Source organism: Nostoc sp. 'Lobaria pulmonaria (5183) cyanobiont', assembly GCF_002949795.1.
Taxonomy (GTDB): domain Bacteria; phylum Cyanobacteriota; class Cyanobacteriia; order Cyanobacteriales; family Nostocaceae; genus Nostoc.
This window is the reverse complement of record NZ_CP026692.1, coordinates 647976-673487: the sequence shown is the minus strand read 5'-3', so window position 1 is coordinate 673487 and position 25512 is coordinate 647976. Positions and strand designations below refer to the sequence as shown.

Genomic DNA, 25512 nt, shown 5'->3' with positions numbered 1-25512 from the left:
GGTAATTAAGTTTCTTTCCTATCCCCCATTTCCCATTCCCGATTTCCTACTCCCCAATTAATAAACAGAAAAAGAATTGACAACCTCATCAATCATTCGTTTGACTTTCTGCCAGCGTTTTTCAGGAATTGAGGCGTTGAAGGTAAAAAGTTTACCACGACTTACAGCAACGCTAGCGATGTTGTGTCGTTGCTGTTGATTGGGGAGTTTAACCTCATACTCTAAAAGGTAGTATGTTTTACCGTCTACTTCTCGCTGTGCAGCATTGACTAATTCAGCCGAACGACCAGAGTCAGGAGGCGCGAGAGCCGCTTTTCCTAATTTGTATCCTACTTCTGTTGGAGTTCCCAACTCTGACAAAGTTTTGCTTTCGGGAACTGGGCTAATCACAACCGAAACATTTTCAGACACCTCAATCAAATCGTGGAAAACCACATCTGGTCCATCAGCAACTTTAACTGGCAGCCAGCCGTTGGGATATAAAAACTGATAGCCATCACTACTGTCTACAAAGCTTTTGAGTCCAGCCGCAGCCGCAACATCAGAATTACTCAGACTGAAGCTCAACACCAATAGCAAAATTAATACAATTCGTTTCCACATTTCTACAGATTCCTTTGGGCTGGAGATAACACAAGGCTTGCATCATTTCTCGTCTTTATTCTCCCACCAACCGGGACGCTTCGGATAATGCATTAGATGGTGAGGGTTAAATGCCCAAATGTCGGCAAATACTTACTGAACTACTTGGGTTCACCTCTAATCGTAATTTTGTATGGTCTTAGTAATCTGCTAGTGCTAGTGGCCTTAACGCTCTTCTATTACTCTCTTAAAAAACGTAAAGGCACACAGATAATAACTTTGCGCCCCTCTGCGTTTCAAAACAAATTACAGCAGAATTCAAGTATTTGAACCACATCTGTTGTAGAGGCGCAAGGCCTTGCGCCCCTACCGCGTGGTCTATTTACCTGAAAATAGCTGTAAGTAAATAGGAGAGGCAGATAATTCTACCTCTCCTATATATGGATAGACAAATTGCTTTAACTATCCCATAATTAATTGCAACTTACTAGGTTTAGTATCTGTTGGCTTTGTTGGGTTTGTGAACAAGAAAGCTGAGAATTTGGCACTGCTTGATGTTGTCAAAACCCACAACACGGATATAGCTGGTACTGAATTGAGAACGGCATCCTTGAACTTCGCTCAATACTTCTTGAGTGGATCTAGCACCGAACAAAGGCAACTTCCACATTGTCCAATATAATTCTGTTGGCTCAGAAGTTTCGTTAAACTCGATCGCTGGAATGTAACCTTGATTCAAAATGTACTGGATCTGCTTGGCAATTTGAGCGTCAGACAGAGGGGGCAGATAAGAAAGGGTTTCGTAACGACGCTCTTTTGGTAAAGTTTGCATAGCTTTTGATAATGGGTTGCGATTTTTACTAGTAGATTGACCGAACTAATTGGATAAGTTATCCAAATTTTGATCTGAAGTTGCTTGCTGTTCTGGTTGCAGACTGGGGTTAGATGTGTCTATTCGTGTGATGCGTTCTAAATGCTGGCGACGCTGTTCCATGTTGGCTTGCTGAATGCCAGTGCGTACCATTTCCGGTAAAAATTCTGCAATTTCTTCCGCAATATGTTCCCTAACAGTCATGATTCGCAAAGCCAAATCTGGTTTTTCTCGCAAGAGTTGCTCAATGAATGACTCACCATTTTGAATTTTGCCAGACGAAAAGTTATGCAGCCAAAGTTCTAATGGCGGATTAGTTTCGCCTAGCTGTGCCAATACTGTCCTTAGAGCCTGATAAGTCAGATAACTTTGGAGAGTTTTGGCTGTGTCCTTCGCAATTTGCTTAAGATTCATGCTTGACCCCAGCCCTGAAGAGTTATGAGTTATGAGTTATGAGTTATGAATTCATGCAAATCCTAACTCTTAACTCTTAACTCTTAACCGTTAACTCAGATCAGACGGTATCCATTGCTTCAAACTCGAACTTGATTTCTTTCCACAGTTCGCAAGCAACAGCCAGTTCAGGAGACCACTTGGCAGCTTCGCGGATGATATCGTTACCTTCACGAGCCAAGTTACGGCCTTCGTTACGAGCTTGAACAACGGCTTCCAAGGCGACGCGGTTAGCGGTTGCACCAGGAGCGTTACCCCAAGGGTGTCCTAGAGTACCACCACCGAATTGTAGTACGGAGTCATCACCAAAGATTTCTACCAGCGCGGGCATGTGCCATACGTGGATACCACCAGAAGCAACTGCCATTACACCAGGTAGAGAAGCCCAGTCTTGGGTAAAGTAGATACCACGAGACTTGTCTTGCTCAATGTAGTTTTCACGCAACAGGTCAACGAAGCCCATTGTAATACCACGTTCACCTTCCAACTTACCAACAACTGTACCGGTGTGGATGTGATCGCCACCAGACAAACGTAGGGCTTTAGCCAATACACGGAAGTGGATACCGTGGTTCTTTTGACGGTCAATTACAGCGTGCATAGCACGGTGAATGTGCAGCAATATACCATTGTCGCGGCACCAACGAGACAATGTGGTGTTGGCGGTAAAACCTGCGGTGAGGTAGTCATGCATGATGATGGGCATTTTGAGTTCTTTAGCGTACTCAGCCCGTTGCAACATTTGTTCGCAGGTGGGGGCGGTGACGTTGAGGTAGTGACCTTTAATTTCACCGGTTTCTGCTTGGGCTTTGTTGATAGCTTCAGCTACGAACAAAAAGCGATCGCGCCATCTTTGGAATGGTGCGGAGTTGATGTTTTCGTCGTCTTTGGTGAAGTCCAAACCACCGCGCAAGCACTCGTATACAGCGCGTCCGTAGTTCTTAGCAGAAAGACCCAATTTGGGCTTAATGGTACAACCGAGTAAAGGACGACCGTATTTGTTTAACTTGTCGCGCTCAACTTGGATACCGTGAGGAGGCCCTTGGAAGGTCTTAATGTAAGCTACTGGGAAACGGATATCTTCTAGACGCAGTGCCCGCAGAGCTTTGAAACCAAATACGTTACCGACAATTGAGGTCAATACGTTGGTTACAGAGCCTTCTTCAAACAAGTCCAAAGGATAGGCAACGTAACAGATGTACTGGTTGTCTTCGCCGGGAACTGGTTCGATGTCGTAGCAACGACCTTTGTAGCGATCGAGGTCGGTGAGCAAATCTGTCCACACAGTTGTCCAAGTACCTGTGGAAGATTCAGCCGCTACAGCCGCACCTGCTTCTTCGGGAGGAACACCAGGCTGGGGTGTCATACGGAACGCAGCTAAAAGATCGGTATCTTTTGGAGTGTAATCTGGTGTGTAATAAGTTAGTCTGTAATCTTGAACCCCGGCTTTATACCCAGATTTGCTCTGAGTCTTCGTTTGAGCGTAAGACATAATTTTATCCTTCCCTGAAATCACTCTTTTTAATTATCAAATCACGTTTCGTGCAACTTCACCCTGACCCTGCTCTTGCCCCCGTTGAGCGAGGGGAAGAACCAAAAAATTTTTTGTTAAGAGTTGCCTTTGGCAAAGGTTAGCAGTTTTTTTGCTGCGGACACTTTGGTAGCAGTGGTAGCCCTCCTCACCAGTGTTTTCCCCTTCTAGGGGTACACGACCTAGCGCTTCTACTGTTCCCTCTTGCTAAAAATCAAAATTCTTTTTTACCTCTTCTTCGCACCCAACTAAACCTTCTCAATTTCACCAAAACTTCCGCCTTTTGTGGCTTGATTTAGATAATTCCCCCATAAATCAGGGTATTCAGGGGATTGGGCTGGCTGGCACACATTCCCGCCTTTACAATCCTTATATCTTTCCCTTTGATGGAAAAGATACCAGAAAAGAATTTACTTGACAGAGATTTAGCAGAGTGGTGAGCAAAAGATAAAAGAATTGCACACCACGTAATTTGTAACTTGTTTCACAATATATCAAGAATTCGATAAGTTATTCTTTGAAAGTTTTTAACTTATCTATTTAATTTTGTTATTACATAAAGATTTAAACTTTTTGTTACAAAAGCTTTACAAAATGCCATCGATAACTGTAAGGAAGATTTTAGGGACTGAGGACTAGACAGATAAAGAAGATGAGACAGATGGGGAAATCTCAATACCCAGTCCCCAGCGATGCACTGAGCTTGCCGAAGTGTCGAAGTGTCCCCAATGCTCAGTCCCTCAATCCCCAGTGTTTAAAAAATCCCAGCTAGGGGAACACTGAAATTAACCCAAAGCCAGTTTAGGTAAATGCTATGGGTACTGTCTCCAAAGGAAATATCACCGTGGTATTGTTTTGCAAGCGTACTAGTTTATTGACTACTTCTATCTTGCTGGGGTTGATAGCTTTGCCAAGTACAGGATGGGCACAAAAAACCCCTGATATTAATTCATCTGATTTAACCCCCGCTTACCCAACTTCCCCACCGCCACCGCGAGTAGAACCCTTACCCGATGTGCGGCGAGTGCAAGAAAATTCCCCACAAACTGATTATCGGGTTGGTAATTTACTGGGAGATGTTACGGGTAATCTTTGGGTAGGTTCTTGGCGAGGACTATCGCGGATCGATCCTAAAACCGGCAAGATTATTTCTCGTGTGAGCTTACCGAATGTTGCCATTGGTGCTTTAGCCCAAGACAAAGTAGGACGTTTGTGGGTAGGAAGTTATGAAGGACTAGTTAGAGTTGACCCCCGCACTAGCGAAATTACTGCACAAAATTTATTTTTGCCTTCTAAACGCGTGTTGTCACTGTTACTTGACAAACGGGGTTATTTGTGGACTGGAACCGATAGCGGTTTAGCTCTGATTAGTCCCGACCAAGGCTTGATTATGACAACATTAAAAAATCTGCCTGGTGTCAGCGCTAACGCCCTAACTTTAGATGCTGAAGGTCAATTATGGGTTGGTACTCTTGATGGATTGGTGCGGGTAAATACTGCTAGTGCTGCGATTATGAAGCGAATAGCCGATTTACCAGGGACAAATGTACAAGCTTTAGCTATTAGTCCAGAAGGGTTAATTTGGGCGGGAATGCCGAATAATTTGCTAGTTATTAACCCAAAGACTGGTGCAGTATTGCGGTCTGTCACTCGCTTGCGCGGGCGTGACGTGACTGCGGTACGTTTTGCGAAAGATGGTAGTGTCTGGGTCGGGACTAATAATGGTTTGTTACGATTAAATCCAAATACAGGAGCTGTATTAGATGGAGAAGTTGCTGGACTTCCTTCTAGTCGGGTTATTACCCTTGCACCTGACATCGGTAATAAATTATGGATTGGCACTAGTGAAGGTCTAGCTTGGTTAATGCCCAAAACGGACAGTGCAAAACCCCATATCGCTTTCAGTCGCGCTGTTAAATGATTAGTTAAAAGTTATGAGTTAGGAGTTATAAGTTAAACAATTTTTTAAATTAAAAACTCCTCACTCCTCACTCTTAACTCCTAACTCCCTACTCCCCACCTAGAAAAATGGCAATCACTACCCAGCAATTAATTCAATGGAAACAACAGGGACGTTCAATTGTCGCGTTGACCGCCTGGGATTATGCGATCGCTCAACTCCTCGATGCAGCTGGTGTAGACTTAATCCTCGTGGGTGATTCTATGGCAGTAGTTCTAGGGTATGAAACAACACTGCCAATAACTTTGGATGAGATCATATATCACGCTAAAGCTGTGCGCCGTGGGGTTAAACGGGCATTAGTAGTTGTAGATTTACCTTTTTTGACGTATCAAGAAAGTCTCCAACAAGCGATGCACTCAGCTGGGCGGGTACTGAAGGAAACAGGCGCTCAAGCGGTAAAATTGGAAGGTGGCTATCCAGCGATCGCCCAAACTGTAGCTCGTTTAGTAGAAGCCGGAATTCCGGTCATGGGTCATGTGGGTTTGACACCACAATCAATACATCAACTAGGTTTGCGACAACAAGGAAAGACCCAAGAAGCCAGTGAGAGGATTTTACTTGAAGCGATCGCTCTCGAACAAGCGGGTGTATTTTCTCTAGTGTTAGAGCATATCCCCGCAGATTTGGCAATGCAGATTTCACAAAAATTGACTATTCCCACAATTGGTATCGGTGCGGGAATTCACTGCGATGGACAAGTTTTAGTTACTTCAGATGTCCTTGGACTGGCTGAAAAGCATCCACCATTCGCCAAAGTTTACACGAATTTGCGCGAGACGATTACCAAAGCCGTGCAAGATTATGCTGTGGAAGTGCGCGAACGAAAGTTTCCTTAGAAAAGTTAAAGAAATAGGACTTACGCAATAACTCTCTCAAACTCTTATTTCTCTGCGTCCTTTGCGTCCTTGGCGGTTCGTTTTTTCATTATTTTGCGTAAGTCCTAAGAAATAAGGTGCTAATCAAGAACACAAAAAACCCCGACTTAATAGCCGAGGTAGATGGGAGAAGTCCAAATGTCGATGGGATATTGCAATACCAAAGTCTGTTTTTCTTAGTTAATACCCAACGCAACCAAAACTATATACGTAATAGACAAGGTGCAATTTTAGCTATGCAGCTTTCTTTGGGGCTTTACTAAGCTATGTAAATAAATATAACAATAATCTTACAAATGGTCAACTAGACTTGACAAACAAAGGCTGATATATTTTATAAGGACTACTTATCAAGGCAGTACGATCGGCAAATAAAACGGGTAACTGGGTAAGATATAGCGGTTCACATTTAGATGCGGTACAAGATTATATCGTGGGGTGTAGGGGCACGGCAGTGCCGTGCCCCTACGGGTGTACCTCACACAAACGAGAAGCGCTATAGTGCAATGAAAACGAGAACCGATATTTTGGGAAGTAGAAAAACTAAGCGATTAGCTGCAAAATTTAGGGTAGGTGAAATTAAGCCAGAGATTTGAGAAGCTAGCTACTAGATCGCGAAAGTCTTTACAATTCCCTTGTTGACTCAAAAAGTATTTCTCGACTTATGACCAATCAAGCTCCTATCCCGGTTATTGTCAACGGTGCTGCTGGCAAAATGGGCCGTGAAGTGATTAAGGCGGTGGCGCAAGCGCCTGACTTAAACCTAGTGGGTGCAATCGACCACAGTTTGGAACATCAAGATAAAGATGCAGGGGAGTTGGCGGGTTTAAGCGAACCTCTGGAAGTGCCGATTACCAATCAATTAGAACCGATGTTGGGGTATGTGGCTGGTGACAGAAAGTCTCCTCCAGGGGTGATTGTAGACTTTACCCATCCTGACTCAGTTTATGACAATATTCGCAGTGCGATCGCTTACGGTATTCGTCCTGTAGTCGGCACTACTGGGTTAAGTCCAGAACAAATTCAAGACTTGGCAGACTTTGCCGACAAAGCTAGCACTGGTTGTCTAATTATTCCTAATTTTTCCATTGGGATGGTACTGTTGCAACAAGCTGCGATCGCAGCCTCAAAATATTTTGACCATGTGGAAATTATTGAACTGCATCACAACCAAAAAGCTGATGCTCCCAGCGGTACTGCGATTCAAACGGCGCAGTTATTAGGAGAATTGGGTAAAACTTTTAACCCTGCTCTTGTAGAAGAAACGGAGAAATTAGCAGGAGCGAGAGGCAGTATCGCAGATGAAGGGATTAGAATTCATAGCGTGCGCTTGCCGGGATTGATTGCCCATCAGGAAGTGATTTTTGGCGCAGCAGGACAGATTTATACTTTACGACATGATACGAGCGATCGCGCTTGTTATATGCCAGGAGTGCTACTAGCGATTCGCAAAGTCTTAACGCTAAAGTCGTTAGTATATGGATTAGAAAAGATACTTTAAACCTTAAACACACTATTGGCCATTCATTACTTAGGACTCATGTTAGTACCACTGACTCGCCAGAAATTTGAACAAGTTGTCCCCTTAATTGCCACTGGTTTGCAGTACAAGTACTACTGGGGGAAGTTCTCAAATTTTTTGCAACGCCTGTTAATTTCTGTAGTTGCGATAGTTGTTATTTTGCTTGTAACAGTTATTTTTAAGCTTGAGTTTGCTTCAATAGTATTTGTGCTAGGGGTAATTGGCGCTTTTTTTTGGTTGTGGTATCCAGTGTTTCAAGCAAGTATGCGGAATTTACAATGCCGCCGTTACAAGTACGGCGGCTTTTTCCGTGGTCGAGTCCTAGATTGGTGGATTACAGACCAATTGATGGGTAAAACTGAAACAGTCAACAACAAAGGCGAATTGGTAATTGTAGAAAATCGAGAAAAACAGATAAATTTAGAGGTCGGTGATGATACAGGATTTAGCATTGAGTTTGTAGCACCATTGCGTCCTGCCCACAAAGTTATTACTCGCGGTCAAATTGCAGAAATGGTAGTGATGTCAAATCGCCCAGATTTGAGCAGTATTGATGAATTCAGCGATATATACTTTCCCAATCGTGACCTGTGGGTTAGCGATTATCCTTATCTGCGGCGGGATTTCTTTAATGAAATCGGTCGCCGCTTGCGTGAAGACCAACAACAAAAGCCGCGTCGGCGGCGTCGTAGAGTAGAGGATTGAAGAATTAATCAGTAGACGACCTACACCTTGCATCTACGGTGCAAGTCATTTAATAATTAGGAGCCGAATATCGCAAATATCTCCGCAGTTTGCTCTCAACCGCAAAACTTCTCGATGGTCGTCCAAGAGGTTCGAGCATTTAGATTCCGAATAAATCTCTCCTGCCTTCTTACTAACGAGAGCATCCCACTTTGATGAGTTTCCCTTGCAAACGATAAGTCACTGCCCCACAGGCAAAACCTGCCGACTTCGGTTCTACGTAAGATTGTGTTGGCAGATTTTGTTTCTCTAACCGCGATTTCCAATCGCCAGATATTTTTTCTAAAGTGGGATACTTGCTTAAAAATTGTGAGCCTGCAACAATATCGTGAGGGCCCTTAACATTTATTTTAGAACTATTGATGTAGATATTATAATCATAAATAACGTTTTGATTTTTAGTCTTATTATTAATATTTTTTCCAGGAAAAGCATAAAGAATGTTCCTGAGAATTTTGACATCAGATGACGTATGAGCAAATATTTGCCCACCATTAAGTTCTGGACTCTGATTATTTAAAACAGCTGTGTTATTTACAATATCAACATGCTCGCTTAAAAATGCATGAATACCCGATCCCCCATTATTAAATGCAAGATTATTTTTAACTAAAGTATATCCTTTATATGCACCCAGTCTTTGGTTTTCATCATTTTTTGTACTATCGATAATAATGCCATTACCATCTGTAATCTTTCCGACTGCAATCCAAGGGATGTACATACGATTGTTGTAAGTTTTATTGTTAGTAACAAGCATTTTGTATCCCCGCTTGTTGTCAGAATTCCAACTGCTCAATATCGAAATGCCACTGCAACCATAAACACTGTACCAGGCATTATCGAACACTTCATTATTATCTATTGTCACATAGTCCGATTCAATCGCTGAAATGCCTGCTCCTCCACACCCATGTACCTTGTTATTGACAATACGTATATGGTGACTACGACCATCTTTTCGTCCATCTACATTAATGCAGTTTCCATTCGTTAGCGGGTTTTGTTTATTAGTTTTCTGACTCATCGCATAATCAAGGGTTATGTTGGCATTGTTTCCTATCACCTCCAACCCATTTATCTCAATATATGACGCTCCCTTGTGAATGAAAATTCCCTGCCATCCATTGTGTTGAATTTTCGGCTGATGTCCAGGATATGCTTTAAACTTAATCCATGCATTTGCTGTTCCAGAGCGAGTAATAGATACTACGTCCCCACCTGGTTTTGCATTCCTGTAAACTCCGTTCATAATCAATACTGTATCGCCAGGGTTAGTCAGATTTGCTGCCTTTTGAATTGTTCTAAAGCCGGATGAACTAGAGAGTCCGCTATTTTTGTCATTTCCAGTACCACTAACATAGTATGTTTTCGCAGTTGCCCTACTGCTGATTAGCTGATGGCTAGATAGGATAATTTGTTTGTTAGTGAATATCTGAGGGATGTTTTCAACAAAATATGTTTTTATCCTTTCTCGCTCAACCAAAAGACCTAATACCACGGGAATTGCAAGATATGCGCTTAACCTGAAACCTCGAATTACCACAACAAAAGGCTCCTTTATAGGCACTACTTAACAAAAATATAATATCAGGATATGTCAGTCCTTTTAAATACTATTTGGCATCAAGGGTATGATAGAGCCGACTTTTCTAGCTCCCCCGATTTCTATCTTGTCCATAGGCTTGCCAAGCTAAGTCTACCAATCCATCAACGATCGCAGCTGCTACAACTGCATTACCTTTGCGACTGTCAATTGTAATGTGAGGCACTAGAGAGTCTTGTAAACGCTTCTTAGCTTCATCAATATTTACAAATCTCACTGGAGTTGCGATTATTAAAGCAGGTCTAATTTCCTCAGCTTCAATTAAATCTACGAGTGCAGTCAGTGCCGTTTGCGCTTGACCCACGACAAAAATGCCCTCTGGATAACGCTTTGCTAACGTTTCTATTCCCCATGCTGCGCGAGTTTTTTCTTTTTGAGGGCGTGTTAGAGCTTCCATGCTGCAATACACTGGATTAGCAAAGGTGTTTTGAATGTCGTAGGCAATACCTACTTGTACCATCGAGACATCTACCACAATCGTGGTACGTGCGGCTAGCGCTGCTGCTCCAGCTTGCAAGGCACGCTCAGAAAAGCGAATCAAAGACTTATACTCAAAGTCAGCCGTGGCGTAGATAACCCGACGCACAATCTCATACTCTGCGGGTGAAAAGACATGATCGCCAATTTCACTATCAATGATTGCTAAACTTTGAGCATCAGTTACGTGCCATTCCATTTTTGTTGAGCTTCTCAAATATTAGCTTTCAGCTTATCAGCTTCAGAGAGTTAACAGTTAGGAGTTAAAAGTTATAAGTTAATTAAACTACTCACTCCTAACTACTCACTCATAACTCATTACTAGAAGAAGACCGACTGAAAATAGGAGATAGGTAGGCAACTAAGACGCCAATGAGAAACCCAGAGATATTGCGAACTAAAGGCAACCAGTCGCTTGTGCGTGTCACAACTGGCCCAATGCCGAAGGCAATAAACAAGATTCCCCACAAAGGTGAGAAAATTAAAGCCCATTGCCAAGCAAAAACTTGTCCTTTCTCGCGGGGTTGAGCTGCAAATCCACAAATCACCCCACCAATAACTGAGGTAATCAAGGTGAGAATCCACTGCTCTCGTGGTAGTCCGGGGACAACATTGCAACCCCCTTTGAGCAAACAGCCTTTAACCGATTCTAAGGCTTGCAGAATGGCTTGGTCTTCGCCTTCTTCTCGGACAAAGTACAAATTACCGAAACGGGTTTGCAGTTCTATCCAAAAAGTTCGGGGTAAAAGTTTATAAACAGCATCACCGACACTAAAACTGAGGATGTTACCACCACGAGAATCAGCAACGAGCAGAATGCTTTTGTCATCCAAACCCCAATATTTTATAACTGCCCGACCTGGGGTGCGGTCATACTGGGTTAAGACTCGCAATTTCCAGCCTGTATCGGCTTCAAACTGTTCTAAATCTTTGACAAGCTTTTCTTCTTGCTGCACAGGCAGAGATTTAGCTAAATCTACAACTGGGGTAAAGGTGTCAGGGAGTAACTCAGGATTGTCATAAGCCAGTGCTGGGGGAGAATGCATCACCCAAATTGACCCAGCTAGGAAAAATATTGCAATAGATACTAGAATTCGTCGCCAAAAACAAGATTGCATGGACGTTTTTATACAAATATCAACTGTAAAAGCGAACAAGTCGTTTTAAAAGAGTACTAGAAAAATGATAGTTCTTTACACTTGTTTACTTTACTCTAATCTAGGGGATGAAAGCAAAAGGTTTTTGGGGAGTAGGGAGTAGGAGAGTGAGGTAGATGAAGAAAAATAACCAATACCCTTCAGGAGTGCTGAGTGCTGTACATGGATAGCGGGGCTTTTAACCTGTGCTGAGTACTGAGTGGGGAATCTCACTTATTTACTCAGAACAGGCTAAACGCCCCGCTACCGCTAACGGAACTGTTTTGCCCTATGCCCTAATTCAATCTTCTTCATCGAAATTGGTTTCCCAGCTAGCAGCGTCATTGTAACCGTCATGAGGGCGGTACACTTCTGCTTTGATTCGGCGATTTTCTTGCCTGAGCACTTCTCGTTCTCGCAACGTTAGTGGTGGTTTTTCATTACTTGGCAAGCGATCGCTCATCCGCCTTGCGGGTTTTTGGCGCGTGAAGTTTCTCCAAGCAGCTTTCGCGCCAATAAAGATACTGCGTGTACCTACTTGCAGATTTTGAGCCTGAATTCTTGCAGTATCAAGACTTTGGTCAACTTGTTTGGCGACTTTACTAGCACTTTTTACACCTTCACTGACATCACCGGTTAAGTCAGTGATTTCTAAGCCAGTCACGCGGATAGCTTCTAGAGTGGGTGGTAACTCGCGTGAGAGGGTATCAAATAGCTTTTCTGCACTGCGAGCCGCGCGTGCTAACTCCTGCAAAGCCGGTATCGCCGCCACTAAAACCGCAGTCAAGCTTGTGGCGACTAAAAGTAAAGAGAGTCCCAACCAAAACAGGGGTTCAATCACGGTTGTATCATTTATGAACGTTCTAATTGCTGGGAAAGCGAATCTGAGTCTTCAACAGATGTTTGTCGCTTCAAGACTTGGCTTTCTCGCTGGCTGGCATCTACACCTGCTGCGATCGCTTCCCGTAATCTATCTAAAGTGTCATCCCAGTTTCGTAATGCGCTAGCAGAGAGACGATCTGCCTGAATTTGCATACTCATTGATAAATCTTCTGCCAATTCTGGGATAGCATTGGCAGATTTTTTCAAAATTTTACGCGTTTCGCGCCCTGTGCGTGGAGCCACGAGTAAACCGGTTAAAGCACCGATGGTAGCTCCCAGCATCAAACCGCCAAAAAATACTCCAGAACGGTTATTAGACATCTTGTTGTTTCTCTCCTTACACCCATTTTAGGTGGGTTTTCTCCCCTTGCAAGACTCAACCGATTTTATTCAGTTAATCTATGGTGACAAAATATCACCCAGAAATGTTGCTTTATATTAATTAATATCAAAACTATTAATTACTTGTAATTCAAAACTACCTGTATCTCTCAAAGTTTTGATACCTCCGGTAAGCCTTCTGGCAGGCGTTTCTTTGTGTTATGTCTTGCGTAGTTCCGTACCGGGTAGGACTTACGCAAAAAACCTCTCTAACTTTTATTCCTCTGTGTTCTCTGCGTTCTCTGTGGTTTGATTTTCCGTGACCTGTGCGTAAGTCCCGCCGGGTATGGCTAGCTTGCTTAAGATTAGGTTATGGAAAGGGGAAGCAATACACCCTATGGGATCTTACTACGGACTTCTCTCTATGTACCCCCGTCAGCCATAATCATAAATGTTCATCTGAACCTGAGATAACTCATTTTGCAACTGTTCTTTTCCCAGATATTAACTCTAGCTTCAGAAAATAACGCTGCCAGATTTGCCGTCCTAGCAAAAGTAGACTGATAATTTGCCGCACTTGTTGAATTTGCATTTGTAGCGCTTGATTTCTCTGCCGTAAGTTATAAATATTCTGTTGGCTGAGATAAATATTTTCGGGTGCTTTATTCAGGGCTGCATTGGTACAACTTTCATAGGCGGTTAACCTATCTGCTATGTATGCTAGCTGCTGCTTAAGTTGCCACACGCGCCAAGCCACATAGAGTAGTATCAGTGAAATAAGGGTGTTAATTATGACAACTAAAATTACCATTGTTTATCTTGACCAATATTAGCTTTGAGGAATTGTTCTATATACTTGATTTGGCTCTTATTTAATGATGAAGAAACTAGAGGATAAAATTTATGGTACAAAGTACATCCTGAATTTTGGCAATAAAAAGTAATTAGATGATGCTCTAAGCGCTATTGAAAGGTTTTACTCGGTGAAAATTAGTGTAACAAAGGCTGATGCCGAAAAAATCGCCAATTTGCCAATTTTGTAACAATGATATATCCACACCTCGCAAAAGCACAGCTACAATTGCCTTAGATTCACGACTCGGTTTGCGAAATCAACCCGTATGCTCGATAAGCCCCATCATTACTACCTTCCACTCCTTAACCTGATAATCCTAGTTAATTTGCGACTTTTGTGGGATGTAAGCACAATGGTATAGACCCTTCAACAGATGGTAAGAGAACTACACTACACTCCTTGGAGACTCCCCAGCATTGCCATTATTATTGTGCTCCTAGCTCTACCAGTTTTCCAGCCCGTCGTGTGCAGTTAACTAATATTTTGCCTATAAAAGAGAACGAACCGCATTCGCGTTGGCGTCTCCCCTTGGGAGAAGGACGCAAAGAGCGCAAAAGGAGAAGGAAACAAGAGAAATTGAAATTTGATTCACCTATCAGAATTAATGGGACAGACGACTAGTGGTTCACTAACCAAAAATTGCGGGGTGTGGACTGGGAAAACAGACAAGTGATAAAGGAGAAAGTCTATTAATTCCTCTTCCCTTAACCTTTACTCTTTTCTTTACCGAAGGCTTCCCCGTCTGCCCTTAACCTCTTTCCTGCTGAAGACTTTTTTCTGGAATTTTACTCATACTTTACCAATAATGATTATCTTTTTTTATACATCCAGTAGGAGTTGAGGATGTCAAAAAAACCACCATTGAATAATTTCTTCCCAGCTATTTTTGCTGCCTTGACGATTGGATTTGTTGGGTGTGGAAATCAAGCTGTAAGAACTACATTCACTCAGACTAACACCCAGGTAAATGAGAATCTTCCCCAAGTTGTAGCGACTACAAGCGTATTGTGTGACTTAACCAGGCAGGTTGCCGGAAATACAGTTAACCTCACCTGCTTAATTTCCCCTACTGCTGACCCCCAATTTTATAAACCCAAACCGGAAGATCGTAAAGCTATTGAGCAAGCTAATCTTATTCTTTATAATGGTTACAATTTTGAACCAAATCTGATCAAGTTAATTAAAGGGACTAAAAACCCTACACCAAAAATAGCCGTCGCTCAACTGGCAGTGCCTAAGCCACAAAAATTTCAGGCAGATGGTAAGAATGTAACCGATCCTCATGTTTGGCACAATACCAAAAATACTATCAGAATGGTGGAGGTAATTAATAATAATTTGAGAAAATTACAATCTAGTGATGCAGAAGCTTATACCAGTAATACTAAAAAAATTACAAATGAACTCACTCAACTAGATAGGTGGATTAAGTCAAGAATTGCCAGTATTCCTACCAAAGAACGCAAGTTAGTTACAACTTCTGATGCACTGAGTTATTACGCCAAAGCATACCGTATTTCATTGGCAGGAGGATTGCAAAGTATTAGTACTAACGAAAAGCTGACAGCCGAACGAGTCAAAAATTTGGCTACAAACATTAAACGGGCTAAAGTGTCAACAATTTTTGCTGAAGTAGAAATTAATCCTAATCTGATGCAATCTGTAGCCACAGAAGCTGATGTGAACATTTCTGACAGAAAGCTATATGCTGAGGGACTTGGTGAACCAGGAAGCGACGCGGATACTTATCAGAAAATGATGATTGCCAATACACGCACAATTGTAGAAGGACTAGGTGGGACGTATTTGATGTTTGAAACTAAAGCTGCTAGGTAGCTAGAACATCAATTCAGTAATCCTAGAAACTGGATTTTTTGAGATTTCATAAAACTTGGTTTATTAGTCTATCTTTGCAAGACAGAATTGGAGTTTTAAATGTTACGCAAGATGGGTAAAAGAGATTAGACCTCTTGCACGAATGCAAAACTAGCCCTCATCCCCCAACCCCTTCTCCCAATATTGGGAGAAGGGGAGACAATTTTAAAGTCCCTCTCCCAAGCTTGGGAGAGGGATTTAGGGTGAGGGCTTTTGATTCATGCAAGAAGTCTATTGTGTTATTCAGATTTATCAAGTGTCCACCATACCAATGCTTTCTTTTGCATCTCTTTGATGAACCCATCTTTCCCATCCATATATCCGATGATATCGTTAGGATATTGTTTCGCTAACTTACGTTTTAATTCACTATATTTCTGCGCATCTTCGGGATGTGCAATCATGTAATCCCGAAATGCTAAGTGTCGATCTACTTCCGGTGATCTGGCTGTAAAGGTGTGGACATGATGTGTTCTTGTACCTGTTTCATTCTCTTTACGGAAGAAACGACGACTTGGTATGCCAAACTCGCCCATTACTTCATAACCTAATGCTTCCATACCCAAACTATGATCATCGACTTTGGCGATGTTTTCAACTTCAACCAACAAATCAATAATGGGTTTGGCGTAGATATATGGAATTGCTGTGCTGCCAATATGGTGAATAGCAACTACATTTTCACCTAGTGTAAGTGCAACATACTTTGATTCATCGTCGAATTTGCCGCGCCATATTGGATTATGTGGTACCACTTCTACTTTCATCAGGATTTAGAAACAACATTCTTAAATTTGAATTCAAAATTTAAAATCCAAAATCCAAAATCCAAAATCGACTCACCATCCCCAAGTACCAGGAGCGCCTTTAAATGGCCCAATAATATCACTGGTTATCCAACCACCGTAAAAGTTACCTGGTTGTGGTTGCACCTCTTCGCCATTAACGTAGCATTTATCCATTAAATGAGCATAAAAAGCTACATAGTCCTTGATAGATTCAAAGGCTGGTGTGGGTTTGGGGTAGAACCAGGCAGCATTATGGACTTCTTTATCACCAACTCGAATTGTGTAGTAACCAGCACTTCCCTTCCACTCACAAAAACTAGATTGCGGAGTCATCTGTAGATATTCCATTTTGATATCCGCTGGGGGAATGTAGTAAGAAGGAGGATGACTGGTTTCTAAAACACGTTTGGCGCTGTGAGTATCTACAATTACTACTCCGTTAAAGATTATTTGGATATGTTTGGTTGTGTCCTCCAAAAGAGGAGGACGGGGGTAATCCCAAACTGATTCTTGTCCGGGAGCGGGTTCGATGCGTTGAAAATTAACCATTATCAAGAGTGTTGCGTGCTGAGAGAGAAAAAAGTACTCAGTAGTGATGTACTTAGTGAAGCAGCAACTCTCCTTGTGGAATCACTACGGTCTTTTAACTCAACCCTCTTCATCGTACCTCTTTAAGAGCATCAACTTGCTTGGTAAACAACTCAGTGAATAAACTAAGCACAGTCCGTTCTTCACGCACTTTTATATTGGCACTGATGGACATACCTGATTGCAAGTTAACTTTTTTACCCTTAATCACTAGGGATTGCTTATCTAATGAGACTTTTGCCGGAAATCTGTAAAACTGATGGGTTTGGTCTGGCGGTAATGCGTCTGAACCTATCCCAGTCACTTCTCCCTTGATATCGCCAAACTCGCTGTAAGGAAAGGAGTCAATTCTGACATCTACCTTCATACCTTTTCGCACAAACCCAATATCTTTGTTAGTGATGAAAACTTCAGCGATATAGTTTTCATTGGGGACAATTTGCAACAGTTTTGTAGTTGGAGTTGCGACAAATCCAGGATTTTTGGCTTGCAAATCGAAAACTGTTCCCGCTACAGGTGCGCGGAGTTCTTGATATTTAACGTTTAACTGTGATTGAGATATTTTACTATTGACATCTGCCAAACGCTGCTCATTATCTAGCACAACTTTCATGAATTGGCTATCGATTGTGGCAATCTGCTGCTTGTTCTGAGCTATTTTATCCAAAATGTTTTTATCAGAAACAGCCACCGTATTGCTTAACTCTTGTTGTCCTTTTTCTATATCAAACTGGAGGCGTTTTAGTTCCTCGCCTAGTTGCCCTACTTCCGCTGTGCGGTTTTGAACTTCTTGTTTCTGGTTGAGATACTGAAGTTGAGAAATACCACCTTCTTCTGCTAATACCTTCAGTTTATTTAAAATCCCCTGTTGAATAGCTAAACTTGCTTTACTATCTTCTAGTTTAATTTGATTTTGAGTAAATTGTTTTTTGGTTTTTTCTACTTCTAATCGTGCTGATGATGAGCGAGAGTCTAATTCTTGTTTAGCCACTCGTAGAAGTTGTTGCTCATCAATTCCTACTCCAGAATCTTGACCAGAATTTTTTAATTGAGTACGGAATAATTCATTTTCTGCTACTAATGCGGCCCGACTTTTCAGCAGAAAAGTAGTTTCTTGTGGCAAATTACCGCGCAAATATAACAGTTCAGATCCATTGGCCGTGCTTGCATTCATCAATCGGCGATAAATCTGGTTTTCTTTCATTAATGCAAGGCGAATTTTATTCAAAGAATTTAATTCGGCAACAGAGGCTATGGAATCAAAAGTTAGCAGTAATGTTCCTGGCTTGACTTCTTGTCCATCTTTTACATTAACTGTTTTCACCACTCCACTAACAGGAGCCTGAACTTCTTTTACTGTTCCTTGGGGTTTTAATTGCCCTGTTGCTGGCACTACTTGCTCAATTTTTGCAAAATAAGCCCAAGCAATTCCAAAGCAGGCTAGCCCCACTAATGTAATCATGATTGTACGCGACCAAATTGGAGATTGGCGCAAGACAATAGATTGCTCAAATTCCTGAGTATTTGAGTTAGTGAAAGACTCTTGAATAGCTTTCTGTTGTTTTGTCAGTACCTGTGAATCGTGCTTCACTCCATTTTTGTGATTGCCGTTTTTATGATTGCCGTTGAGATGATTCCCATTAAGTTGAGTCATAACGATTTTGGATTTTGGATTTTGACTTTTTTGTAAGGTGGGCAATGTTTCCCGATGCCAAAAACCTTTGCCCTCAAGAATGACTAATTACAAGTTTACATCTTGTTGCTGATACAGGTAATAATAATGACCCTTAGTAGCCATTAATTCTTGATGGCTACCTTGTTCTATAACCCTGCTATTATCCATTACAACAATCATGTCTGCATTACTTACAGTGTTTAGTCGGTGGGTAATAAAAAATACTGTATCACCCTTGAATGCTTTGGCTAAGTTGAGACATATTTGCCGTTCTGTGGGATAATCTAATGCACTAGTTGCTTCATCTAAAACTAATAATTTTGGTCGTTGTAAAACAGAACGAGCGATCGCAATTCTTTGTCGTTGTCCACCTGAAAGTGCAGAACCCCGTTCTCCTACCCGCGTATTGTAACCGTTGGGTAAGTTCATGATAAACTCGTGGGCGCACGCAACCTGAGCCGCTTCGATAATTTCTTCGGTTGTGGCATCGGGATTGGTTAGGGCAATATTTTCCTGAACGCTGCCGTCAAACAATAATGTCTCTTGAGGAACTACCCCAATTTGTCGTCGTAGCGAATAAAGTTCGACTTTGGCGATATCATAACCATCAATCAAAATTCTGCCGGACTCAGTTTCGTAAAGTCTCAGCAGTAATTTCATCATCGTACTTTTACCAGATCCACTTTGTCCGACGATGCCGATAAATTTACCTGGCGCAAATTCGAGGCTGACATTAGAAAGTTGCAGAGGGCCACTTGTGCCAAAGCGGAAGGAAACATTTTCATATTTCACTGCACCCTTAATCGTAGGTAAGGGTATATTGTAGCGGTCTGTTTCTCCTTCTTGTGGGGTGTCGACAATATCGCTTAAACGCTCTAGAGACAAGGCAGTTTCTTGGAAGCTTTGCCAAAGTTGAGCTAAACGTAATATTGGGCTGGTGACGTAACCCGATATAATCCTAAAAGCAATTAATTCACCTAAAGTTAATTGTTGTTGCAGTACTAAATAAGCTCCTACCCACAAAACTAGTAAGCTGCTGAGTTTGTTGAGAAAGTTACTGGTAGAGTTAGCGAGGGTAGAAGTCACAACTGTTTTAAAACCAGCGGCGACAAATCGGGCGTAACGCTCTTGCCAAGAAAAGCGCGATCGCAATTCGATATTTTGCGCTTTTACTGTTTGAATGCCTGACATCACCTCCACTAAATAAGATTGAGTTTCGGCGTTGCGTTCGGCTTTGGCACGTAACTGTCTGCTAATAGTGGGAGAAGCAATTAAGGTGATCACGACAAACACAGGAATTGTGCTTAAGCCGACTAAGGTGAGTTGCCAACTATAAATCAGCATCACACCGATATAAACCACCGAGAATAGAGCATCCAACCCCACTGTCAAGGCAGTACCCGTGAGGAATTGGCGAATATTTTCTAATTCGTTGATGCGAGTGGAAAGTTCACCCACCGGTCGGCGTTCAAAATAGCGTAGCGGTAAACGTAGTAAGTGGTCAATGATTTGCGACCCTAAACCCATATCGATCCGGTTAGTGGTATCAACAAATAAGTAGGTTCGTAAGGTAGTTAGTACTGCTTCAAATAGCCCAACTACTAATAGCAAAACCCCTAAAATATGTAGTGTACCAATACTATTTTGAGTGATAACTTTGTCGATAATTAACTGAACGACTAGGGGATTTGCCAACGCTGCCAACTGCACGAAAAAGGAAGCAATAAAGACCTCTATCAGAACTCGACGGTGCTTTGACAAATAGGGTATAAACCACCGCAAACTAAAACGCTCTTGCGGCGTTTGATTGGTAGCAGTCAGCAGTAATACCCTAACTTGGGGCGGAAAGTTGGTTGGATCGACATCTAATTGTTCAACCAGTTGAGCGGGTTTGCAACGCACAATTCCTTTGGATGGTACACCCACAACTACAGTATTGGCATTTACTTCGTATAAAACGGCAAAATTATCGCCATAACGAATCAGCGCCGGTGTCGGAATGCGCGTCACTGAGGCGACTGGTAACTCTATCAACTGTGCCTTCAGTCCAATTAATTCTGCCAAGTAAGCAGTAACTTGAAACGATATAGTCCCCTGACGTTTGATTTGCTCAGTTAAGATGCGGCGAACCACCTCTCGACGAAACGGCATTTCTAGGTGCTTCGCGATCATTTGGAAGCAGGCGAAGGCTGTATTTAGTTCTCCTTTACCGCCAAAAAATGGGTATTTTTGTGTTGACGAATTCTTGGAAGTTTGGGGGGGTGTCTGTGGAACTACTTCGTCTGATGCGTAGGGAATAATATCTAGGTCGTCAGCGCTATCTCTATCTACTCTGGTTTCACTTACCGCAAGTTCTATCTGATGACGACTATCTTCTAGGATCAAATCTGACGGATGTATACCAAGCAAGCGTGCGGGATTTTGACCGATGACCTGGATCTTGTCTCTATCATCCTCTGATTCTAGGCGATCGCCAGGTGAGAAATTCGTGATACCACCGCCACTCACAAACCAAACGCTTTTGCTATCCAGTTGGTTGAATGGAGTTTTTCCTAAAGGGAGATAATGTATTTTCGCTTGGGGTAAGGCTTTTTCTGCCAGTTCTCTGAGATTTAAGGTAGCGATCGCTTGTTTTTGCCAATAGGAACTGAGAATATCGAAAACTTCTACCAAATAACTGCGGTTCTTGCGAGCTTCGGCAAAAGCTGGGTATAAAGCCAGAAAGCTAAAATATGCTGATGCACTCAAGGTTAAACATACTACTTCGGTAGAAGCGATCGCTGTTTCACAGGCGACATCGCGCAACAAACCAATTTCACCAATAATTTCCCCCGGTTGCAGTAATTTTAGGGTGATTGGCATTTGCGTCTGGGGGTCGTATCCCAACAGCCGCACTTGTCCTTCATAAATGATGGTGATGCGTTCCGGGAGACTTTCTTTACCGATGATTTTCTGACCTATGCGATAGCGCCAGGCTTGCAGTTGTTCTGATAGATTAGCGATCGCCCCATCTGGCAACTGCTCAAACCCCTCTAGGGCGGTGATAAATTCGGGAAAAGTGTTCTTAATATAAGTCATATAAAACAAGTAAAAGTGAAGAATTAAGTCGAAAATATTAGGGGCTATATCTTTTACTAACAGTGCCAGTGTTTGGTTTTATGCCAGCAGTGACAATACTTTTCTGGAATTCAGGTGTTTAAATTTGTAAAAGCACAAAGGAAAGGTTCGTCTAATTGCAGACCTGTATTTATATCACACGGTTACGATTGTTATGCGTTTTTCAAAACCAAGCATAGTCTAAATAGATTGAGTACAAGTTATCACTTGGTTAACGCCACATGATTTATACAAAATTAAAATCAATATTTAGCATTGCAAGTATGCAAGATGGATACTGATCGTCAAACCAAGACACATAAACGCGGTTGTTAAATTTAGCGTTGCATATTTTAATTTATGATAATCAACATGAAAATATCATAGATGCTTTTCTAAGTAAATACCCTAATGAAAAATTATGTAATAAAAAAAAACTTTAAATTTCTGAATTATTTTTTACAAATTCTCGAATATAGAGATTGACAATATCATTAATGACGAAAGACAGCAGCTTTCCTTGTTAAACATCATCTATACTTAATTATGAAAGAATTCTCCATCACTTTTTGGCTAGCTTAATTTAATAAAAATTAACTGGAAAAGTAAAGATTTTTTGTCACCTTAGAGGAATCAACTATTAAATTTATGAAGGAAAGACAAGAACTGCCCTCAGTAAATTTACTAATTTAATTAATAGCGAGTCCATTTAATCCTCATGCATAAAACAACCTCATCCCGCAACCGGGATGAAGTTGTTTAATTTTACTAAGTAATTACTCGCCTTTGATACTAGGCAAGATTGGCACTCAAATTGACCTGCACAATCATATCGTTGTAATCTTTGTCACCACCATTTGCTAAATCTTCAAAACCAAAGGTGTTATTTCCCAACAGCCGAATGTGATCTACCTTATCTGAATTAGCACCCAAGAATGTGAAGTAAACATTTTTATTGGCATTGCCATTCAGAATCGCATCAGGTGTGCCATCCGCAATAATAAATGGTGCAAACAAAGAATTCGGATCGAAAGTACCAGTGTAATTTGCAGTGCCTTGGTTGCCCACCGCCAAGTCAATGCCTGCAACACGCCCACGCACAGCAGCTTCGGCGTAGCCAGCCTGGCCAACGAGAATATCTGCTGTGCCATCACCGTTGGTGTCAATACCACCATTTTCATCAGCTACCTGATAGAAGCCGACAAAGTTATTGTAAGATGCCTCTCTGTTGACTACAAACTCAGCTGTTATCGGTTGTGTCACACTCCGTAAATCAATCAGTTCGCCTTGATATTTGCCTTGCAGACCAGTACCTAAAGATACTTCTTGATTGGTTGGCTGAATATTCACAACCAAATTCTGGAAATTAAGAGAAAACCCTTCATCTTCTATGTTGCTATTTGTACCTGAGGAAAAAAGCACACTTGATAAGGGGGTTTTTCCAGACTGTACATCCTGAGTAGTACTGTTGGATACCAGATAAAATTTGAGTTTGGTATCAGAGTCAAATTCTAATATATTTTTCAGGTCGGCGGGATTAAAACCATTAGGCAGATTGGCAAGGGCGGAGAAAACCACCTTTGAACGCAAAAGAGCCGCTTGCGTATAGCCTTCTGCACCAGGGGCTATGCCGTTAATCGTACCTTCTTCATCGTCAACAGTAAATACACTTAGTTCATTCACCTCTGAAGAGGTGTTGTTTTTAATATTGACTGAGAGTTTTGCTTTATCACCTTTAATGTTCAGCTTAGTCTGGACACTAAAGATATCGCCTGTAACTGTTACTAGAGCTGTATCGTCAGCAACCGCAAGCTGAAACACATCACTGGCTTGCTCTCCAGCAACATCCTTAGCTGTGACTTTGATATTCAAACTACCTACGTCCTCATTCTCAGGAGTACCACTGAAGGTAAAGGTAGTCGGATTGAAGTTCAACCAAGTGGGTAGTAAGTCATCATTTTCCAGAGTTGCAGTGTAGGTGAGGATGTCTCCAACATCCGGGTCGGTAAAGGTGTCAGATGGGACAGTGAAGTTAAAGAGTGTGTCTTCAGTAACTTGTTGGTCTGCAATTTCTTTTACCAAGACTGGAGGATCATTGACATTATTAACTGTGAGTTTAAACACATCACTGGCTTGCTCTCCAGCAACATCTTTAGCGGTAACTTTGATATTTAGACTACCTACGTCCTTATTCTCAGGAGTGCCACTGAAAGTCCTGGTAGCAGCATTGAACTTCAACCCATTCGGCAGAGGATCATCGTTTTCTAGGGTTGCAGTGTAGGTGAGAATGTCTCCAACATCCGCATCAGTGAAAGTGTTATCTGGGACAGTGAAGTTGAAGAGTATGTTCTGGGTGGCTTCTTGATCTGCAATTTCTTTTACCAAGACTGGAGGATCGTTGACATTATTAATCGTGATTTTAAACACATCACTGGCTGTTTCTCCACCAATGTCTTTAGCAGTAACTTTGATGTTTATACTACCTACGTCCCCATTGTCAGGAGTGCCACTGAAGGTACGGGTAGTAGGATTGAACTTCAAACCATTTGGCAGAGGATTATCGTTTTCCAGGGTTGCAGTGTAGGTGAGGGTGTCACCAACATCCGCATCAGTGAAGGTGTCATCTGGGACAGTGAAGTTGAAGAATATCTTTTCGGTGGCTTCTTGATCCGGAATTGCCTTCGCTACTACTGGATCGGCTAGTACTGAAGCATAGGCTGCCATTACTTCTGGCTGAAACGCCAGAGTAGGAATAATTGCCCTCGTAGAAACCTCCAGTTCCCAGTCACCACCTAATGCAGTACTCCCCGTTAAGTCATCAGACGCCGCTACTACTGCACCTGTCAATTCACTCAGACGCTGTACAAATGCTTTACCTTGCTCTGTTTGCCCGACTTCGCAACCATACAACAGCAGTTGTGCATCTGCACTCAAAACATTTGCCCAGTCCATGAGTTGCCAAGCATAATGGTTGAGGGTTTCGTAGCTGAGTTGACTGTTCCCCAAATAAACTTGCCCTGGTGCGCCATGAGAAACAATGTGTAGGCTGTTGATTTGACGATGAGTTGCCAGCACTTGGCTAATTTGTTCAATGCCATTCTGGTGAGGATCTAAGACTACAACAGAGGTGTTTGGCAATACACCTGCTACCAGACTTTGGTATTTCTCAACCTGTGGGTCTATGAAAACTAGGTGAGTAGCAGGTATTTGCTCATACAAGTCTTGAATTGGCTCTTTTGCGATCGCGATCGGGATGGTGTCTGACATAATTACTCTTATTAATTAATAGTTTTTTCGTTGCAGCCGTTACGGGCTATACCCTGGAAATCACGTAGAAGAAGCCGGATTTTTTTGGCATAGCAAAGGAGTCAATTATTAAACTGATATAGGAATCATATTTGATTTCTGAACAAGATTTTAGATAAAATCCTGATAAAACGGGCTTTTCAGTCTCAGGATGTTTTCAAAAATCAAATCGGAGTCCTATATAAATATAAAAATCTAATAGTTAACTTCAGTAAATTTACTGCCTAAACCTTCGGATCGATATTACCATACCATCAATAATAATAAATGGCGCAAACAGAGAATCAGCTTTGAAAGTCGCGGTGTAATTTGCTGTCCCTTGGTTATTCACCGTCAAAAAATGCCTGTAACACGCTGATGCAGAG

Annotated in this window: 20 protein-coding genes; 5 read left to right on the top strand and 15 right to left on the bottom strand. The window is 42.0% G+C overall.

The window, feature by feature from the left end; all coding sequences use genetic code 11:
• Positions 1-57: 57 nt before the first annotated feature.
• The 4 genes from psbP to NLP_RS02755 form a co-directional block, all read right to left on the bottom strand.
• On the bottom strand, positions 58-603 hold the full coding sequence (gene psbP, locus NLP_RS02770) for a photosystem II reaction center PsbP (RefSeq protein ID WP_104905047.1): 546 nt from the start codon (positions 601-603) through the stop codon (positions 58-60).
• Positions 604-1075: 472 nt separating this feature from the next.
• A complete protein-coding gene (locus NLP_RS02765; protein WP_104905046.1) occupies positions 1076-1414 on the bottom strand; it encodes a ribulose bisphosphate carboxylase small subunit in 339 nt (112 codons plus the stop codon).
• 45 nt (positions 1415-1459) lie between these two features.
• Entirely contained in the window at positions 1460-1867 is a 408-nt protein-coding gene (rcbX, locus tag NLP_RS02760; protein WP_104905045.1) for a RuBisCO chaperone RbcX, read from the bottom strand.
• Positions 1868-1967: 100 nt separating this feature from the next.
• Positions 1968-3398 carry a form I ribulose bisphosphate carboxylase large subunit gene (locus tag NLP_RS02755; protein WP_094327882.1) on the bottom strand — a complete coding sequence of 477 codons (1431 nt, stop codon included), beginning with the start codon at positions 3396-3398 and terminating at the stop codon, positions 1968-1970.
• 853 nt (positions 3399-4251) lie between these two features.
• On the opposite strand from NLP_RS02755, the gene NLP_RS02750 reads away from it, so the two are divergent.
• The 4 genes from NLP_RS02750 (at position 4252) to NLP_RS02735 (ending at position 8502) form a co-directional block, all read left to right on the top strand.
• Positions 4252-5358: a ligand-binding sensor domain-containing protein gene (locus NLP_RS02750; protein ID WP_104905044.1), complete on the top strand. Its 1107-nt coding sequence runs from the start codon at positions 4252-4254 to the stop codon at positions 5356-5358.
• Between the two features lie 107 nt (positions 5359-5465).
• Complete coding sequence (panB, locus tag NLP_RS02745; RefSeq protein WP_104905043.1) at positions 5466-6236, top strand: 3-methyl-2-oxobutanoate hydroxymethyltransferase; 771 nt, start codon at positions 5466-5468, stop codon at positions 6234-6236.
• 703 nt (positions 6237-6939) lie between these two features.
• Positions 6940-7776, top strand: a complete 837-nt coding sequence (gene dapB, locus NLP_RS02740) for a 4-hydroxy-tetrahydrodipicolinate reductase (protein WP_104905042.1) — start codon at positions 6940-6942, stop codon at positions 7774-7776.
• A 39-nt stretch (positions 7777-7815) separates the two neighbouring features.
• Positions 7816-8502: a phosphate ABC transporter permease gene (locus NLP_RS02735; RefSeq protein WP_104905041.1), complete on the top strand. Its 687-nt coding sequence runs from the start codon at positions 7816-7818 to the stop codon at positions 8500-8502.
• Between the two features lie 172 nt (positions 8503-8674).
• On the opposite strand, the gene NLP_RS02730 is transcribed toward NLP_RS02735, so the two are convergent.
• The 6 genes from NLP_RS02730 to NLP_RS02705 all read right to left on the bottom strand — a co-directional run bounded on the left by NLP_RS02730 (position 8675) and on the right by NLP_RS02705 (position 13774).
• Positions 8675-10027, bottom strand: a complete 1353-nt coding sequence (locus tag NLP_RS02730; protein WP_234017181.1) for a right-handed parallel beta-helix repeat-containing protein — start codon at positions 10025-10027, stop codon at positions 8675-8677.
• A gap of 166 nt (positions 10028-10193) precedes the next feature.
• The gene (locus tag NLP_RS02725) at positions 10194-10823 is read right to left on the bottom strand and encodes a precorrin-8X methylmutase (protein ID WP_104905040.1); all 630 of its coding nucleotides are present in this window, start codon (positions 10821-10823) and stop codon (positions 10194-10196) included.
• Between the two features lie 109 nt (positions 10824-10932).
• Entirely contained in the window at positions 10933-11742 is an 810-nt protein-coding gene (locus tag NLP_RS02720; RefSeq protein WP_104905039.1) for a TPM domain-containing protein, read from the bottom strand.
• Positions 11743-12061: 319 nt separating this feature from the next.
• Positions 12062-12601 (bottom strand): hypothetical protein, encoded by a 540-nt coding sequence (locus NLP_RS02715; RefSeq protein WP_104905038.1) that lies wholly within the window; start codon positions 12599-12601, stop codon positions 12062-12064.
• 11 nt (positions 12602-12612) lie between these two features.
• Positions 12613-12963, bottom strand: coding sequence for a YtxH domain-containing protein (locus NLP_RS02710; protein ID WP_104905037.1), 351 nt, complete (start codon positions 12961-12963; stop codon positions 12613-12615).
• Positions 12964-13438: 475 nt separating this feature from the next.
• Positions 13439-13774 carry a hypothetical protein gene (locus NLP_RS02705; protein ID WP_104905036.1) on the bottom strand — a complete coding sequence of 112 codons (336 nt, stop codon included), beginning with the start codon at positions 13772-13774 and terminating at the stop codon, positions 13439-13441.
• Positions 13775-14662: 888 nt separating this feature from the next.
• Between NLP_RS02705 and NLP_RS02700 the strand changes: the two genes are divergently transcribed.
• Positions 14663-15655: a metal ABC transporter solute-binding protein, Zn/Mn family gene (locus NLP_RS02700; protein WP_104905035.1), complete on the top strand. Its 993-nt coding sequence runs from the start codon at positions 14663-14665 to the stop codon at positions 15653-15655.
• Between the two features lie 278 nt (positions 15656-15933).
• Here NLP_RS02700 and NLP_RS02695 read toward each other — a convergent pair whose 3' ends face one another.
• From NLP_RS02695 to NLP_RS34570, 5 genes are all read right to left on the bottom strand, one after another.
• Entirely contained in the window at positions 15934-16461 is a 528-nt protein-coding gene (locus NLP_RS02695) for a GrpB family protein (protein WP_104905034.1), read from the bottom strand.
• 72 nt (positions 16462-16533) lie between these two features.
• Positions 16534-17031 carry a DUF427 domain-containing protein gene (locus NLP_RS02690; RefSeq protein WP_104905033.1) on the bottom strand — a complete coding sequence of 166 codons (498 nt, stop codon included), beginning with the start codon at positions 17029-17031 and terminating at the stop codon, positions 16534-16536.
• Positions 17032-17140: 109 nt separating this feature from the next.
• Positions 17141-18724 (bottom strand): HlyD family efflux transporter periplasmic adaptor subunit, encoded by a 1584-nt coding sequence (locus NLP_RS02685; RefSeq protein ID WP_104905032.1) that lies wholly within the window; start codon positions 18722-18724, stop codon positions 17141-17143.
• Positions 18725-18811: 87 nt separating this feature from the next.
• Positions 18812-21823 carry a peptidase domain-containing ABC transporter gene (locus NLP_RS02680; RefSeq protein ID WP_104905031.1) on the bottom strand — a complete coding sequence of 1004 codons (3012 nt, stop codon included), beginning with the start codon at positions 21821-21823 and terminating at the stop codon, positions 18812-18814.
• An 810-nt stretch (positions 21824-22633) separates the two neighbouring features.
• On the bottom strand, positions 22634-25108 hold the full coding sequence (locus NLP_RS34570; protein WP_234017180.1) for a putative Ig domain-containing protein: 2475 nt from the start codon (positions 25106-25108) through the stop codon (positions 22634-22636).
• Positions 25109-25512 lie beyond the last annotated feature (404 nt).

Bases quoted from the DNA above. Each gene is read 5' to 3' on its own strand.
- dapB (WP_104905042.1), top strand. From the start codon at position 6,940: ATGACCAATCAAGCTCCTATCCCGGTTATTGTCAACGGTGCTGCTGGC.
- NLP_RS02690 (WP_104905033.1), bottom strand. From the start codon at position 17,031: ATGGTTAATTTTCAACGCATCGAACCCGCTCCCGGACAAGAATCAGTT.
- rcbX (WP_104905045.1), bottom strand. From the start codon at position 1,867: ATGAATCTTAAGCAAATTGCGAAGGACACAGCCAAAACTCTCCAAAGT.
- NLP_RS02750 (WP_104905044.1), top strand. From the start codon at position 4,252: ATGGGTACTGTCTCCAAAGGAAATATCACCGTGGTATTGTTTTGCAAG.
- NLP_RS02710 (WP_104905037.1), bottom strand. From the start codon at position 12,963: ATGTCTAATAACCGTTCTGGAGTATTTTTTGGCGGTTTGATGCTGGGA.
- panB (WP_104905043.1), top strand. From the start codon at position 5,466: ATGGCAATCACTACCCAGCAATTAATTCAATGGAAACAACAGGGACGT.
- NLP_RS02685 (WP_104905032.1), bottom strand. From the start codon at position 18,724: ATGACTCAACTTAATGGGAATCATCTCAACGGCAATCATAAAAACGGC.
- NLP_RS02735 (WP_104905041.1), top strand. From the start codon at position 7,816: ATGTTAGTACCACTGACTCGCCAGAAATTTGAACAAGTTGTCCCCTTA.
- NLP_RS02755 (WP_094327882.1), bottom strand. From the start codon at position 3,398: ATGTCTTACGCTCAAACGAAGACTCAGAGCAAATCTGGGTATAAAGCC.
- NLP_RS02700 (WP_104905035.1), top strand. From the start codon at position 14,663: ATGTCAAAAAAACCACCATTGAATAATTTCTTCCCAGCTATTTTTGCT.
- NLP_RS02720 (WP_104905039.1), bottom strand. From the start codon at position 11,742: ATGCAATCTTGTTTTTGGCGACGAATTCTAGTATCTATTGCAATATTT.
- NLP_RS02705 (WP_104905036.1), bottom strand. From the start codon at position 13,774: ATGGTAATTTTAGTTGTCATAATTAACACCCTTATTTCACTGATACTA.
- NLP_RS02725 (WP_104905040.1), bottom strand. From the start codon at position 10,823: ATGGAATGGCACGTAACTGATGCTCAAAGTTTAGCAATCATTGATAGT.
- psbP (WP_104905047.1), bottom strand. From the start codon at position 603: ATGTGGAAACGAATTGTATTAATTTTGCTATTGGTGTTGAGCTTCAGT.
- NLP_RS02680 (WP_104905031.1), bottom strand. From the start codon at position 21,823: ATGACTTATATTAAGAACACTTTTCCCGAATTTATCACCGCCCTAGAG.
- NLP_RS02695 (WP_104905034.1), bottom strand. From the start codon at position 16,461: ATGAAAGTAGAAGTGGTACCACATAATCCAATATGGCGCGGCAAATTC.
- NLP_RS34570 (WP_234017180.1), bottom strand. From the start codon at position 25,108: ATGTCAGACACCATCCCGATCGCGATCGCAAAAGAGCCAATTCAAGAC.
- NLP_RS02765 (WP_104905046.1), bottom strand. From the start codon at position 1,414: ATGCAAACTTTACCAAAAGAGCGTCGTTACGAAACCCTTTCTTATCTG.